The following is a 15,206-nucleotide window of genomic DNA, read 5'->3' on the forward strand; positions in this document are numbered from 1 at the left end:
ACAACAGGGTTTTCCAGGAGGGAGAAGAGAGAATGGAATTTTTTGAACGATTTGCCGTACCGCATCCCAGTCCTGCTATATATGCCTCTATGGTTGCTATAGCTTTAACTTCTATTGCAATTGTAATAGGGCTGACCTATTTTAAAAAATGGGGCTATTTATGGCGTGAGTGGTTGACAACGGTGGATCATAAGAAAATAGGTATCATGTATATGATTTCCGCATTATTAATGCTATTCCGTGGAGGAGCAGATGTATTAATGATGCGGGCACAAACAGCTGTGCCTGAAAATACATTGCTTGATGCACAGCATTATAATGAAATATTTACAACACACGGTGTAGTCATGATTATATTTATGGCAATGGCGTTTATCATTGCGCTAATGAACTTTGTCATACCGTTACAAATTGGTGCACGGGATGTTGCATTTCCGCGATTAAATGCACTTAGCTTCTGGCTTTATTTTATGGGAGCTATGCTGCTCAATATATCATTTGTTATTGGTGGATCACCAAGCTCTGGGTGGACATCTTATTTTCCACTCGCTGGGAATGAGTTAAGTCAATCCGTAGGTACGAATTACTACATGCTTTCTTTGCAGATTTCAGGGTTAGGTACTCTAATTACTGGGATTAACTTTATTGTAACGATTCTAAAAATGCGCGCTCCAGGCATGACATTAATGAAAATGCCAATGTTCTCATGGGCTGGTTTAATTACTAATGTCATCATTGTATTTGCCTTTCCGGTATTGACCGTTGCATTAGCAATGGGAACCATGGATCGCTTGTTTGCTACCAATTTCTTTACAACAACAAATGGTGGTATGGACATGCTTTGGGCTAACTTATTCTGGGTTTGGGGCCATCCGGAAGTATATATTTTAATTTTACCGGCTTTCGGTATTTATAGTGAAATTATCCCAACCTTCTCACGTAGAAATCTGTATGGGTATAACACGATGGTTATTTCCATGGTCGTTATCTCATTGTTATCTTTTCTTGTCTGGGTACATCACTTCTTTACAATGGGGCAGGGTGCATTAGTTAATAGTATTTTCTCCATTACAACGATGGCGATAGCCGTACCAACAGGAATAAAAATATTTAACTGGCTATTTACGATGTGGAAAGGAAAGATTCAGTTTACTGTACCGATGTTATACGCATTAGGATTTATCCCAATTTTTACCATTGGTGGTGTAACTGGGGTTATGCTCGGTATGGCTTCCGCTGATTATCAATATCATAATACGATGTTTTTAGTTGCTCACTTCCACTTAGTAATTATTCCAGGGGTTGTTTTTGCAATGCTTGCTGGTTTAACTTACTGGTGGCCGAAAATGTTTGGATTTATGTTAAATGAACGGATTGGAAAGTGGGCTTTCTGGTTTATCGCAGGGGGAACCTGTTTAGCGTTTTTCCCAATGTTTATTTCCGGCTTAGATGGACAAGCACGTCGGATGTATACCTACTCAGAAGCAACTGGTTTTGGAATATGGAATATGCTCTCATTTATCGGAGCAATCGGGTTGGCAATCGGGTTTGTTCTTATTGTGTACAATATCTATTATAGTACGCGATATGCTTCTAGAAATATCGGCGATGATCCGTGGGATGCACGTTCGTTAGAGTGGGCTACACATAATCCAGTACCTGAATATAACTTTGCTATTACACCGCAAGTAAATTCCAGACAGGCTTTCTGGGACGCGAAGAAAAAAGGGCATAAATTATTTAAAGGCGGCTATAAAGAAATTCATATGCCGAACAATAGTGGTGTGCCATTTATTATGGCTGTCTTTTTCTTCATCTTTGGTTTCGGGTTTGTATTTAGTATGTGGATAACAGTCATTGCTTCCTTGATCGGTATTATTGCTTGTTTAATCCACCGTTCATTTGAAAAGGATCATGGCTATCATATATCGGCAGAAGAACTTAAAAAATCAGAAGTAGAATTGCGGGGTGCTAAGTAGTGAATATCAATAAGACACAGCCGCTTGAATATAGTACGGAACAAGGTCGCTTAAATATTTTAGGATTTTGGATATTTATTGGAGCAGAAGTGATGTTATTCGCTACGCTCTTTGCTTCCTATTTTACTTTGTTCGATCGTACAGGAAATGGCCCATCTGGCTCTGAAATTTTTGAAATCACGCCTGTATTAATTGAAACACTGCTATTATTAACGAGTAGCTTTACCATTGGACTTGGGGTTCACGCAATGAGAATTGGCAATAAGCAAGCAATGATGTCCTTTTTCATTGTTACGCTTGTATTAGGTGCGGCGTTCTTAGGCGTTGAAATTTATGAATTTGTACATTACGTAAATGTTGGCGCAGGGCTCCAAGTGAGTGCTTTCACTTCGATCCTATTAACGACTTTAGGAACACACGGATTGCACGTGACGTTTGGTCTGTTTTGGGGAATTATGATTTTGATGCAAGTGAAAAAACGGGGGTTAACTCCACAAACGGCTAATAAATCATTTATTTTCTCGCTTTACTGGCACTTCTTAGACGTTGTTTGGATCTTCATTTTCAGCTTCGTCTACTTGAAAGGAATGATGTAAATGAAGGAATTATTTCCAGCCAAACACGTTATGGGTTTTGTGTTTTCACTCATTCTAACAGGTGTCGCATTGGTAGTATACTTCATGGATATGTCATTTACTGCAGGAATGACGGTTCTTTTAATCACGGCGTTTGCGCAAGCAACATTGCAAGTAGTGTTGTTTATGCATGCTGGTGAATCAACCGATAAGGGATCTATCTATGTTAGCGTAATTTATGGAATCGTGATAGCGATTTTTACTGTACTAGGTACTTTATTAGCTATGATATGGGGATACGTATAAAATAAACGAGGAGTCTCTAAAAATTCATTTTCGATTTTTAGAGACTCCTTTTCTCTTCTATAAAAGGTACTGTTAGATTTTTAATTCGAGTTTAGAGAGCGGGGTGCTGTTGGTAAGTCGAAGTGGTGATAACAGCATCTACGAAATACTCTAATTCGAATGAGTTCCTCCTACTACTAACTAACTGTAGGGGATGAAAAGGACACCTTCGGATAGAAGATAGAAGATTAACTTTATCTAGATGGACAAAAGAACAAAAAAGAACGTATGAGAATTATTACCCGGGGGAAATCAGGTCAGCAATAATCAACATGATAAGGGAAACAAACCAAGTAATAGTAGGTGGCAATGACCAAACTAATATTTGTTCCTTCACGTTTTTAATTCCTAGCATACGGTTTACAACCCTTTAAAATCATCATTCCAATATCTGCACCAAAAATTCCAGCAACACGTAATGGGCCAGGAGTCGGTGGTACAGCATGATGGGTTGCAGCTAGTCCTACGCCTTGTGCTACCCCTAATGCAACTTACTGACTTCCTAGTCTATAAAAACAACTTATACGTAGGGATATTGCGGCAACAAACAAGAGTTGGATAATCTGTACTGTAACAAGTCTATGGGAGATACCAGCACCTAAATGCCCTGTTGCGTTCGGGAGGCCTTTAGGTCATACCATTTAGATTATACCATTACAGTACTAACAAGCCGTGGGGATGAATGAAAACCGCCATGGATGGAAGATTCACTTTATCATAGCTTTCTCCATTAGAGCTAGTATCTTGTAAACATTTAAGCTCCATATGTATATGATTTGCAAATAATTCCAGCGCCTCTTCTGAATAGAACTGATGTTAGATTAAGCTGAAGATAATGCTGCTTACTTAACGGGTGATGTTTTAAACTGCAAATCCCTTCAGAGTAATTCCCAGCATCTTTGGTAAAGCGGTTTTAACTCACAGATCCTTTTAAGAATGTAAGAATGCTTACCTATTATGTCAATTTTTTTAGTTAAACACTATTTTCTATGTTAAGTCAAAAACTTAAAACCAGAGATGATGTGAAAATTAACCGTATACATAAAGGGAGCCGTCTGCATACCCAATGCAAACGGCTAGAGGTATGATATTCGAGAAGTACGTTAAAATTTAGAATACATTTTTCCCTTTTTCTTTCTGTTATCAATCATTTCTTCTGTAGCGACTAAAAATACGCCCATTAGAAAAATGAACACAGCACCCATGACAGTACCAATGCCAATTCCAGTGATTTGACTGTAATCGCTTACAAAAAATCCATATAAAAATATTGCAATTCCAATCAGTAATACACTTGCTCCCACATACTTCGTTGCATTTAACAGCTTTTCATTTTTCATGTGTTCCTTCACTCCTTTAAGAAAAGGTAACAAAAATTCATATTCTGTTGGTTGAATTTCTTATTTAATAGTGGTCGTGCATTATTGCTAATTCAAAATCAATATTTCAATTTAAAGTATTTTCTTTATTATCAATCACGTTCACAAATTTGTCAAATTTAACGCCTGGATTCAGGCCATACATTGACAATTAAAATGGAAAATCATACACTATAAACAAACAGTCAAACAACTATTTGATTATAAGGGTGATGAAGGCGTGAAAACGGCTGCAGATAAGAAAGAAAACCAATCCGATGTTTGTGAGACTTTTTGTTATGATGAGGATACTGTAAATCGAATTCGTCCGAAAATAGACAAAATGGATGGTGTTGAACAAATATTTAAAGCCCTAGCAGATGCTACAAGGTTGAAAATTGCTTACGCTTTAACGTTAGAAAGAGAGCTATGTGTTTGCGATATCGCTAATATCATTGGCGCAACGAAGGCTACTGCCTCGCACCACTTGCGATTATTACGAAATATGGGATTGGCGAAGCATCGAAAAGAAGGGAAGCTTGTTTTCTATTCTTTAGAAGATGAGCATGTGCATCAGTTAGTAACGATAGCTACAGTTCATGCAAAAGAAGGTGTTGACAGTGGCGGAAAATAAGCATGTTTATCGCTTACAAGGACTATCTTGTACGAATTGTGCGGCAAAGTTTGAAAAAAATATCAGAGGTATTGAAACGGTAGAGGATGTACAGTTGAATTTTGGTGCCGCTAAAGTTACAGTTCATGGGGAAGCTTCCGTGGAGCAGTTAGAAGCTGCTGGGGCTTTTGATGGAATTAAAGTTTATCCAGAACGACAGCGTATGGAAGAACAAAAACAACCTTTTTGGAAAAAGAAAGCTAATATTACCACGACGCTATCCTTTTTACTAACAATGTTAGGATATGTATTTTTGTTTCAAGTTGGTGAAAGTAATCTTGCAACAGTAAGTACATTTGCCGCTGCGATTCTTATTGGGGGATGGGATCTGTTTCGAAGTGGTTTCAAAAATCTGCTGCGATTTGAGTTTGATATGAAAACGTTAATGACCATTGCTATTATTGGAGCTGCAATTATCGGGGAATGGGCAGAAGGGGCTGTCGTTGTTTTTTTATTTGCTGTAAGTGAAGCGCTAGAAGGTTATTCGATGGAAAAAGCGCGCCAATCGATCCGCTCTTTGATGGATGTAGCTCCAAATAAAGCGACTATTAGAAGGGGAGACTCCCTCATTGAAATTGATGTGGAAGATGTACAAGTGGACGATGTCATGGTCATCAAGCCAGGAGAAAAAATTGCCATGGATGGTGAAGTTATAAAAGGAGAATCTTCTATTAATCAATCTGCAATCACAGGGGAGTCCATACCCGTATATAAAACGGTAGGAGATGAAGTGTTTGCAGGTACATTAAATGAAGAAGGTTCATTAGAAATTCGAGTTACCAAATACGCAAATGATACTACAATTGCTAAAATTATTCATTTAGTAGAAGAAGCGCAGGCCGAAAAGGCACCTTCTCAGCAATTTGTTGATCGTTTTACAAAATATTATACCCCTGCAATTATTTTTATTGCCTTTTTAGTTGCTATCGTACCGCCGTTATTTTTTGGTGCTGTTTGGTCAGAATGGATTTATAATGGATTGGCGGTACTCGTTGTAGGATGTCCTTGTGCACTGGTCATTTCGACACCAGTAGCCATTGTAACTGCAATTGGTAACGCAGCACGTAAAGGAGTCTTAATTAAAGGTGGTATTCATTTAGAAGAAGCAGGCAAATTAGAAGTAGTTGCATTTGATAAAACAGGAACAATAACGGAAGGAAAGCCGGTTGTCACCGATATTATCTCATTAGGAAATATGTCTAAATCGGATGTATTAGCATACGCAGCAGCCATTGAAGCTTATTCACAACACCCGCTTGCCTCTTCTATATTACGGAAAGCGAAGGCAGATAAAGTAAACGAATTTCATGCTGATAATTTTATGTCCTTTACTGGGAAAGGAGCTAAGGCAACGATTGATGAAATAGAGTATATGATCGGCAGCTCAGCCTTATTTCAAGGTAAAGCGCATATGCCAAAGGAGTTACAGATGCAAATTCGTACGCTGCAAACACAAGGTAAAACGGTTATGCTGTTTGGGATGGCAACTAGTATTGAAGGTTTAATTGCAGTTGCAGATCAGGTGCGTAAAGACAGTCCATCTATGATTAATAAGCTTCATCAGCTCGGTAAGCGAACGGTTATGCTTACAGGAGATAATCAAGCTACTGGTTCAGCTATTGGACGCGAGGTTGGAATAAGTGAGACAAAGTCAGAGCTTTTACCGCAAGATAAATTAACGGCTATTCAAGATTTGAAGCAGCAATATGGAAAAGTTGCTATGGTTGGCGATGGTATTAATGATGCTCCTGCTTTAGCAGCAGCAGATGTCGGGATTGCTATGGGTGGTGCTGGAACGGATACAGCCATGGAAACTGCTGATGTTGCGTTAATGGCTGACGATTTAAACAAACTTCCATATACGATGGGGTTAAGTAAACAAACCATAGCGATTATAAAACAAAATATTAGTTTTGCACTAGGCTTAAAAGTGATCGCACTTCTCTTAGTAATTCCAGGCTGGCTCACCCTATGGCTGGCTATATTTGCTGATATGGGAGCTACACTATTGGTCGTATTTAATTCATTACGCTTAATGCGCGCAAGAAAATAACCATAAAGAGCTTGCTCTTTATGGTTATTTTTGTCCATTCCATTCGCCGGAGTTCACAAGCAAAAAAACTAGTAAAAATTATATTGACAACCTTACAAAATCGGAGTAAATTATAGCTTATCATAAGAAGAATAAAATGATCCATGTACCTTTTTGCTGAATCTTTTTTAGCGGGGAACCAATGAAAGATAGGTCAATGAAAAAATTATTTTTGGCCTTGGGGTGAATTCTTTTTTTGAGGAAGGGGCGCTCTCCATCCCTAACCCGACAGCTAACCTCGTAAGCGTTGATAAAGTTAGGAGAGAGATTCTAGGGAAATCAGCAAACCTTTGAGACCATATTTGTGATGGTCTTTTTTAAAAGATAAGAAAGCATAAAAATTGTTGCTTTGGGGATACGGACTTAACGGAATAGACACGTCCGGCGCAAGCGCCCAGCAACGATGCGACTTCACAAATCGCCCTCCGATAAGTCATCATCGGTTCGTTACCTCACCGTGATTTCTTTATCTCAGTTGCTTCGTTCCAGTTGCTACGTTGCTAACCGGGCGCTCTGCGCCTTTGTTCCACTATAGTAAAGTATAAGATTTTTTGGTTTATAGTATAAGAAAAACAAAGGCTTCCGCCATAAGACTCGGCGACAAGCCAAGTTTTTCTAATATGAAACAAAACATTTAGGTATGGTTAGAAAGAAGGATGCAACATGATTGTAACAACGAATAGAAATATTGACTCTAAACACATCCATGTAGTATTAAATAGTGCGCAAAAACATCGAATGGTTAGCAAAAAGGGGTGGGTACGATGAAGAAGATTATCTCTTTACATCCATTACGTGGAATAATTATTCATTGTAATCCGCCTCAAATTCTGGCAATCACGTTCTTGTTTTTAATTTTAATTGGAACTTTACTTTTAAAAGTTCCTGCAGCCACGTATGAACCGATTTCCTGGTTGGATGCTTGGTTTACTGCTACATCAGCAATAACAGTTACTGGGTTAGTTGTTGTTGATACAGGTTCAACTTATACGTTGTTTGGAGAAATTGTGATTATGTTTTTAATGCAAATCGGCGGTTTAGGACTCATGACTTTTTCCGTCCTCATTTTAATGATGATGCGTAAGAAAGTAGGTTTGCGACAAAGGCTGTTAACGCAGGAATCTTTGAATTTAAATCAAACCTCTTTAGGTGGATTGCTACGACTTGTGAAGCTATTATTCATCTTTTCTATTACGATTGAAGCAATCGCCTTTTTGTGCTTATCTATTAAATGGGTTCCAGAGTTTGGCTGGTCTGACGGCTTAAACCAAAGTTTGTTTCATAGTATATCAGCTTTTAATAATGCTGGATTTTCTCTCTGGTCTGATAGTTTATCACACTATGTAGGGGATCCACTTGTAAATATTGTAATTACTGGCTTATTTATTATAGGTGGTCTCGGGTTTACCGTTTTAGTTGATATTTGGGATAAAAAAGGGTTTCAAAAATTATCATTACATTCCAAATTAATGCTATCTGGAACCTTAGTGATCAATATTATTGCATTATTCGCCTTGTTTTTTCTAGAGTATGGCAATCCCGAAACAATCGGGGATCTATCTTTCGTTGATAAACTATGGGGCTCTTATTTTCAAGCAGTTACACCAAGAACCGCAGGCTTTAATTCATTAGATATCGCTGAAATGACCGTACCTTCTATACTGCTAATGATGCTGCTTATGTTTATCGGAGCGGGTAGTGGCTCTACTGGAAGTGGAATAAAGGTGACATCGTTTGTTGTTATGCTTTTAGCTACTGCTTCATTTTTGCGTGGAAAAAGTGAAACGACAGCGTTTAAACGGACGATAAAACTTCATATTGTTATCCGAGCTTTATCCATTATGATAATTAGTATAAGTTTAATCTTTTTAGCTATCTTCATATTAACCATTACAGAAAGGGCCCCTTTTCTTTCAATTGCATTTGAAGTCATTTCTGCTTTTGGTACAGTCGGGATTTCAATGGGGTTAACAGGAGATTTAACTACCATCGGTAAGATAGTCATTATGATAATGATGTTTATTGGCAGAATAGGACCGCTTACGATGGTGTTTGTTTTTGCTAAACGTAGACAATCATCGATCCGTTATCCAGAGGAAGATGTATTTACTGGTTGAGGAGGTGGCTTATTGCTGCCTTCTGTTTTTACATAGATGGTTATTTATCATATCCATTGGTCATAAAGAACAGTGTACTTCCCTAATTCCTTGTTTTACTACTCCCAAGGCGAAAACGGGATCGCTATTGGAAGAAGCAGCAACATGAGTTTAAATGAATGATTTATTTAAGGTATTGGAATATGACCTGCCTCCAAAGTCCTGAACTTGTTCAGTTATGGAGGGGTGAGTAAATTTCAAACAGGAATATTATTATTTTAGTACCTTGCAATATTCAATACTAAAGTATATTATATATGTATTAGTACTGTTTAATGTATAGTAGTGATGAAGGGATTGCTGAAATTAGAGGCAGAAGAAGTGATTTTCAATTTTTTACGTTTATTTAAGATGCTATAAGTCTCCCACTTCAGGAGTTGAAGTCAAATAGGAGATAACAGCACCTAAACTTTCGTAAGAGGCCTTTAGGTTATAGCTTTAGGCTAATAACAAACCGTAGGGGATGAATGAAAACCCCTACTGATGAAAGATTCACTTTACCTCCTCTAATGTAATGATTTCTACTTTTAGTTATTCATGGCATTTACAGTGCTGTACTCTACTTTAGCATTTAGATATTCCAGTAAAATTTAATGTTAAAAAAATAAAAATGAGGAGCATGGACTGCATGAATGTTCAATTCAAAAAGGGTGCATTGGAATTATGTGTGCTTGCATTATTAGATAAGCAGGATCATTATGGCTATGAGCTGGCAAACAAGATATCTAAACGGGTAGCCATTTCTGAAGGGTCGGTCTATCCGTTATTAAGAAGGCTTGCTAAAGAAGAATACTTTACAACTTATTTACAGGAGTCATCGGAAGGTCCGTCGCGAAAATATTATTGTTTAACAGACAAAGGAAGGGACTATCTACATCAATTGATTCATGAATGGGTGCAGTTTACACAAGGTGTAAATAAGCTGTTGCAGGAGGGTGATCATATTGAATAAAAAGGAATTTATGAAAAAGTTAACTGTAGGAATCAAAAAGCTTCCTAAAGAAGAACAACAAGAAGTAATCCAGGACTTCGAAGAGCATTTCGCTATAGGTCTGGCGGAAGGGAAAACGGAAGCAGAAATTGCTGCTGCGTTAGGGACTCCAAATCAGGTTGCAAAAGAACTTGTAGCAACGTATCATCTTGAAAAAGCGGATCATACTTCAAATACCGGAAATATCTTCAGAGCCGTTTGGGCCGTTATAGGGCTAGGTTTCTTTAATTTAGTAATTGTGTTAGGTCCGTTTATAGCTTTAGTATCAATTATTGCTTCTGGATGGATTGTGGGTGGTTCGTTCATATTATCTCCCTTGCTGATGTTAGTGAATGTCATTCTTTACCCAGATACGTTTATCTTTTTCGATCTTTTTGCGTCCATCGGTTTGGTAGGGGTAGGTATATTTATCATTATCGGAATGTATTATGTAACCCGTTATTTGTCTAAAGGTTTTATTAATTACTTGCATTTTAATGTTAAGTTGGTTAAAGGTGGTCTAAAAGATGAGTAGATTGAAAAAATGGAGCCTTATTGCAATCATATTTATTACAATTGGGGGTGTGGGGTGTTTGTTTACCTTTAAATCACTAGCTAGGCAGGAAGTAGCGGTGACAAAGGAAGTGTCCGCAGATGAAGTAACAAATTTAGAGTTTGAATTGGTTAATGAGGAAGTAACTATTGTACCAACTGAAAAATCGGATATAACCATAGAGCTAAAAGGAAGAAGCAATCGTCCTGACAAGGAAATTCTAGATATAGAGCAACAGGATGAAACATTAATCGTTCGTAAAAAGCCTGAAAAGTTTAGACTCCATTTTTTCAACCGAGGTGATTCATTAACCTTAATCGTTCGATTACCTCAAAAAGAATTTGCGTCCATGGAAGTGGATTCAAAAAATGGAGGCATTTATGGAGAGCAGTTTTCAGTGAAAACTATGCACGCTTCTGCAGCGAATGGAAAGATTGAGCTTGATCAAGTAAAAACCACAACTACAGAAGTTAACACCCATAATGGAGGTTTGGAACTGAACCATGTGGAAGGTAGACTTATTGGGAAAACAAGTAACGGGTCAATCGTTCTAAAAACAGATGAGTTAAACCAATCGATGGACTTAAATACAAAGAATGGAAGTATTGATATTAATGCGAATAAAGAGCCAACGAATGTAACATATGATTTACGCACAGATAATGGTGGAATTGAAGTGTTTGGCAATGACGATTGGGATACAGTAGTTGGGGATGGGACTCATATTATAAAAGCTGTAACTGCTAATGGAAGTATTGCTATAACGAAACAGTAGTCCTGGCGTTGGGATACAGTATTTGAGTTTGCGATGTTGCCAAGCCATAGGGTTGTATGTATGTAGGATTCAGCGGACATATCGTCACTGAATCCTTATTCTTTTAACCACGCATTTAGTTATTCTTCTACTGGTGATAGTTCATCTTCTGTAACCCATTTATGATTTTTAACCTCTTCACCGGATGTGGTTGATGGATAATCAACCATATATACAGTGGTTTGTTCGGCTGAATCAATCGTCGCTGTTGCGCCTTCCATGCCTTTCATATGGGATGCTTGTATAGTTGCCTCTTCCCCAGGTTCCAATGGTTCTTCACCAACATCCTTTAATTCTTCGTGGATGACCCATTTATGATCCTCTACTTTTTCACCACCATCCGTAGGAGTGTAGGTGACGGTGTATACGGTTGTGTCATAAGCGCCCACAATCGTTGCTTCAGCACCTTTCATTCCTTCCATATGACTTGCTTCAATAATCGCTTTGCTGCCAACTGGAAATGTTGGATTTTCGGCTTCTTTTAATCCTTCAGGAACTTCTCCAGAGCCGGAATGCTCCATTTCCTTATCCTCTGTACCATTAGATTCATTGCCTTGATTTTCTTCCTGTTGTTGATCTGCTTCCGGGTTTCCATTATCCTGTTTGTTATCCTGGTCGGTTCCGCAAGCGGCTAGGACTGTGGCGAAAATAATTGCCAAGAAACCTAGCATCCATTTTTTTAAGTTCATTAAGATTACCTCCTGTGAAAAAATTGCCTTTAGTATAGTAAAATACCCCGCATATTTGCAGATTTTATGCAGTTTTTATGACATATTTTCCCCTTATACTAAAAAAATATGCTTCTCTGCACAGAAACTTGATATTTTCCTTATAGGATAGAATCATCCTCCGTCTGTAGATAGCTTGCACATATTTTAGAAATAATATTATGAAAAGAACGATTGGTTTTAAAAAGTGGTTTGTTACTGTAACAGTTTACTCTGCTTAGAACTTGCTCCTCTGTTAAAACAACCTTCGATTATTTGTGATACTGTTTACATTACTTAAAAGATTCGTATTCACGGATTTATACCTGTTTTTTTAGCCTTTTTCTTGATAAAAATATACACTATACCTATCTTTCTTCTAGTAAACGAATAAATAAATAGGCTTGAAATATTCCTCCATGTTACGATTTTGGTAGAAAGAAGGTGAGAAATTTGTGTTTAATCGATTATCGCTAAAAATCGGGGTGCTGTTTTTTGGATTTATTTTACTTATCGGCGGTATTCTTTATTACATTCTCTACATTCACTTAGCCAACGCGCGAATAGAAGAAGTAATCCATAATTTGTTAGCGAGAGGGAATACACATAGTGATGTTCTGGAGGATAATTTTACTAGCACAACGATGGAACATGTCGGTCTAATGGAATCTGAGTCTGATTTTGTAGTTATTATTACTGATGCAGATGGCAAAGTGCTTGTTCGTTCTGATCCTTTGCAATCAGAAATGACGGAGATTATTAACCAAACAAATTATGATGCGATACCTTCTGAGGGAATTGTAGTTGAAGATAAGTGGAAAGAAAAACGGTATCTTGCGACGGATAGCCCAATTAGTATTCAAGGAGAACACCGCGGGCATGTATTTATGTTCGCCCCGACAGAGCAAATAAGAAGTATATTGGACCAAATAAGTAAGCAGTTCAAATTAATCGGAGTTATTGCTGTAGTTGTAACTATTATTACCGTATTTATTTTATCGCGTTTCATTACGGTACCGTTAATGAAAATGAAACAAGCAACAGAGCAATTAAGTGTAGGAAATAATGCTGTAGAGTTATCTGTGGAGAGGGATGATGAGTTAGGAGAGTTGGCCAAGTCAATTCAGTCTTTAGCCGATGATTTAGATCGACTAAAAAATGAAAGAAAAGAATTTTTGGCTAGTATATCTCATGAATTACGTACACCACTCACTTATATTAAAGGCTATGCAGATATTATTCATCGCCAACCATTACCTGAAGAAGAGCTAAAAACATATATTGGAATTATAAGAGAAGAGGCGGATCAACTATCCGACTTGATTAAAAATTTGTTTGAATTAGCAAAAATGGACAGGTACTCCTTTGTTGTTAAGAAACAAGCTGTTCATGTATATGAATTAATAGTTTCTATTGTCGATTTGATGCAACCAATGCTGCAAAAAAATAAGCTTACAGTATCTATTCAATGTCCTAAAGATAGGCTCGTGTTAGTAGATCCGAACCGATTTCAACAAGTTTTATTAAATATTTTGGATAACGCTGTAAAGCACTCACCGCACTATAGTTCAATTACAATCGAAGTGGAAACGTATGACGATGAAATAGTTATCGGTGTACACGACCAAGGAGAAGGTATTCCCGAAAAGGATTTGCCCTTTGTATTTGAACGTTTATATCGGGTGGAAAAATCACGCTCGCGCAAAAGCGGGGGGAGCGGCTTGGGATTACCAATTGCTAAAGAAATTGTGGAGTCCCATGGAGGTACAATAAAGCTGAATAGCCGAATAGGGGAAGGAACCAGTGTATTTATTCGCATACCGGGGAGGGGAACCGCTTGAAAAACGTTTTAATAGTAGATGATGAAAAGCGAATGTTAGACTTATTAGCTTTGTACTTACAACCTTACAATTACGCTTGTACAAAAACAAAAAATGGAAAGGATGCGCTCTATTATTTACAGAAGCAATCGATGGATATTGTTTTACTAGATATCATGATGCCTGATATCGATGGATGGGAGCTCTGTAAACGCATCCGTGAGTTTTCTGATATCCCGATTATGATGATTACTGCAAGAGATCAACAAGATGATATTGTGAAAGGGTTACGCTTAGGTGCCGATGATTACCTAACGAAGCCTTTTGATGAACAGGAATTGTTAGCTAGAATGGAAGCATTATTACGGCGAACGGAGCCAAAAAAGCATATAGAAGCAAGCGGTTTACGCTGGGATGAGGAAAGGTTTGAACTGACATATAATAACCAGCTTATTAGACTTACACCAAAAGAATTTCTTATGATCGGGAAGCTAATGAAGAATTCTGCAATCGTATTTACTAGAGAGCAGTTAATAGACTTGATTTGGGGATTTCACTCAGAAACAGAAGGAAGAACCGTGGATTCTCATATTCGCAATATACGTGAGAAAATAAGGCAGGCAGGATTTCCAATAGATGACTACCTCATTACTGTTTGGGGCGTTGGCTACAAATGGGAGGAGTAAAATAAAGCCTGCTGATTCTTCTGGACGAGAAAAAAGTCCAGAAGAATTAGCCCAAATCCGTACAGGCTTATTAAATACTAATCCATATGATTATTGTAATTTCCTATAATGAAAAACGGCTAGTTATTAAGCCGCGCGACAAGCTTCTGCACATTTAAAGCAAGCTTCTGCACATTTTTGACAGTGGTCATGATCATGCTTTTTGCATTCTTCACCGCAAGCTTCGCAAATAGTTGCGCATAACGCAGTCAACTCGGAAACAAATGGTGTCCCTCGAGTGAGTGCTTGTTCGACATAGCTACAAATATCTGCGCATTCACGATCCAAACGAATGCAATTTGCCATCATGTTTAAATCCTCTTCTTGTAAGCAGGCATCATAGCAATGGTTGCAAGCCGTCATACATTCATGCAGTGCTTGAATTAATTCTTTGTGTTGTTCATGTGCCATATTTATCTTCCTCCTAAAAATTATTTAT

General features: G+C 37.8%; 14 protein-coding genes, 1 pseudogene and 1 riboswitch. Of the genes and pseudogenes, 11 read left to right on the top strand and 4 right to left on the bottom strand.

Annotation, left to right across the window (positions count from 1 at the left end; translation table 11 throughout):
* Positions 1-32 precede the first annotated feature (32 nt).
* From qoxB to qoxD, 3 genes are read left to right on the top strand one after another with little or no spacing between them, the layout of a single operon-like run.
* Positions 33-1,979 carry a cytochrome aa3 quinol oxidase subunit I gene (gene qoxB / locus D1839_RS00335; protein ID WP_120377906.1) on the top strand — a complete coding sequence of 649 codons (1,947 nt, stop codon included), beginning with the start codon at positions 33-35 and terminating at the stop codon, positions 1,977-1,979.
* Positions 1,979-2,575: a cytochrome aa3 quinol oxidase subunit III gene (gene qoxC / locus D1839_RS00340; protein ID WP_120377907.1), complete on the top strand. Its 597-nt coding sequence runs from the start codon at positions 1,979-1,981 to the stop codon at positions 2,573-2,575. Before qoxB ends, qoxC begins: the two co-directional genes overlap by 1 nt.
* Positions 2,576-2,860 (top strand): cytochrome aa3 quinol oxidase subunit IV, encoded by a 285-nt coding sequence (gene qoxD / locus D1839_RS00345; RefSeq protein ID WP_120377908.1) that lies wholly within the window; start codon positions 2,576-2,578, stop codon positions 2,858-2,860.
* 380 nt (positions 2,861-3,240) lie between these two features.
* Here the strand turns inward: qoxD and D1839_RS21205 are convergent.
* Together D1839_RS21205 and D1839_RS00355 are read right to left on the bottom strand one after the other, a co-directional pair.
* Positions 3,241-3,375 (bottom strand): annotated as a pseudogene (locus D1839_RS21205) (GntT/GntP/DsdX family permease); the annotation flags it as partial.
* Positions 3,376-4,002: 627 nt separating this feature from the next.
* On the bottom strand, positions 4,003-4,239 hold the full coding sequence (locus D1839_RS00355; protein ID WP_120377909.1) for a hypothetical protein: 237 nt from the start codon (positions 4,237-4,239) through the stop codon (positions 4,003-4,005).
* Between the two features lie 259 nt (positions 4,240-4,498).
* Here D1839_RS00355 and D1839_RS00360 point away from each other — a divergent pair, with 259 nt between their 5' ends.
* The 6 genes from D1839_RS00360 to D1839_RS00385 all read left to right on the top strand — a co-directional run bounded on the left by D1839_RS00360 (position 4,499) and on the right by D1839_RS00385 (position 11,476).
* Complete coding sequence (locus D1839_RS00360; protein ID WP_286164670.1) at positions 4,499-4,891, top strand: ArsR/SmtB family transcription factor; 393 nt, start codon at positions 4,499-4,501, stop codon at positions 4,889-4,891.
* Positions 4,857-6,983 (top strand): heavy metal translocating P-type ATPase, encoded by a 2,127-nt coding sequence (locus tag D1839_RS00365; RefSeq protein ID WP_147358265.1) that lies wholly within the window; start codon positions 4,857-4,859, stop codon positions 6,981-6,983. The genes D1839_RS00360 and D1839_RS00365 overlap by 35 nt, the downstream gene beginning before the upstream one ends.
* 144 nt (positions 6,984-7,127) lie before the next feature.
* A riboswitch (cyclic di-AMP (ydaO/yuaA leader) is annotated at positions 7,128-7,284 on the top strand.
* A gap of 502 nt (positions 7,285-7,786) precedes the next feature.
* Positions 7,787-9,139, top strand: coding sequence for a TrkH family potassium uptake protein (locus tag D1839_RS00370; RefSeq protein WP_120377911.1), 1,353 nt, complete (start codon positions 7,787-7,789; stop codon positions 9,137-9,139).
* A gap of 667 nt (positions 9,140-9,806) precedes the next feature.
* Entirely contained in the window at positions 9,807-10,130 is a 324-nt protein-coding gene (locus tag D1839_RS00375) for a PadR family transcriptional regulator (RefSeq protein WP_120377912.1), read from the top strand.
* Positions 10,123-10,683 carry an HAAS signaling domain-containing protein gene (locus D1839_RS00380; RefSeq protein ID WP_120377913.1) on the top strand — a complete coding sequence of 187 codons (561 nt, stop codon included), beginning with the start codon at positions 10,123-10,125 and terminating at the stop codon, positions 10,681-10,683. Before D1839_RS00375 ends, D1839_RS00380 begins: the two co-directional genes overlap by 8 nt.
* Positions 10,676-11,476 (top strand): DUF4097 family beta strand repeat-containing protein, encoded by an 801-nt coding sequence (locus D1839_RS00385; RefSeq protein WP_120377914.1) that lies wholly within the window; start codon positions 10,676-10,678, stop codon positions 11,474-11,476. Before D1839_RS00380 ends, D1839_RS00385 begins: the two co-directional genes overlap by 8 nt.
* Positions 11,477-11,595: 119 nt before the next feature.
* Here the strand turns inward: D1839_RS00385 and D1839_RS00390 are convergent, their stop codons facing one another.
* Positions 11,596-12,204 carry a YdhK family protein gene (locus tag D1839_RS00390; RefSeq protein WP_120377915.1) on the bottom strand — a complete coding sequence of 203 codons (609 nt, stop codon included), beginning with the start codon at positions 12,202-12,204 and terminating at the stop codon, positions 11,596-11,598.
* Positions 12,205-12,677: 473 nt separating this feature from the next.
* Between D1839_RS00390 and D1839_RS00395 the strand changes: the two genes are divergently transcribed.
* Together D1839_RS00395 and D1839_RS00400 are read left to right on the top strand one after the other, a co-directional pair.
* Positions 12,678-14,063, top strand: coding sequence for a sensor histidine kinase (locus D1839_RS00395; protein WP_120377916.1), 1,386 nt, complete (start codon positions 12,678-12,680; stop codon positions 14,061-14,063).
* Positions 14,060-14,728, top strand: coding sequence for a response regulator transcription factor (locus D1839_RS00400; RefSeq protein ID WP_120377917.1), 669 nt, complete (start codon positions 14,060-14,062; stop codon positions 14,726-14,728). Before D1839_RS00395 ends, D1839_RS00400 begins: the two co-directional genes overlap by 4 nt.
* Before the next feature lie 126 nt (positions 14,729-14,854).
* On the opposite strand, the gene D1839_RS00405 is transcribed toward D1839_RS00400, so the two are convergent.
* Complete coding sequence (locus D1839_RS00405; protein WP_072741757.1) at positions 14,855-15,178, bottom strand: four-helix bundle copper-binding protein; 324 nt, start codon at positions 15,176-15,178, stop codon at positions 14,855-14,857.
* Positions 15,179-15,206 lie beyond the last annotated feature (28 nt).

This window comes from Roseburia sp. 1XD42-34 (assembly GCF_009917385.1).
Classification (GTDB): domain Bacteria; phylum Bacillota; class Bacilli; order Bacillales; family Amphibacillaceae; genus Virgibacillus.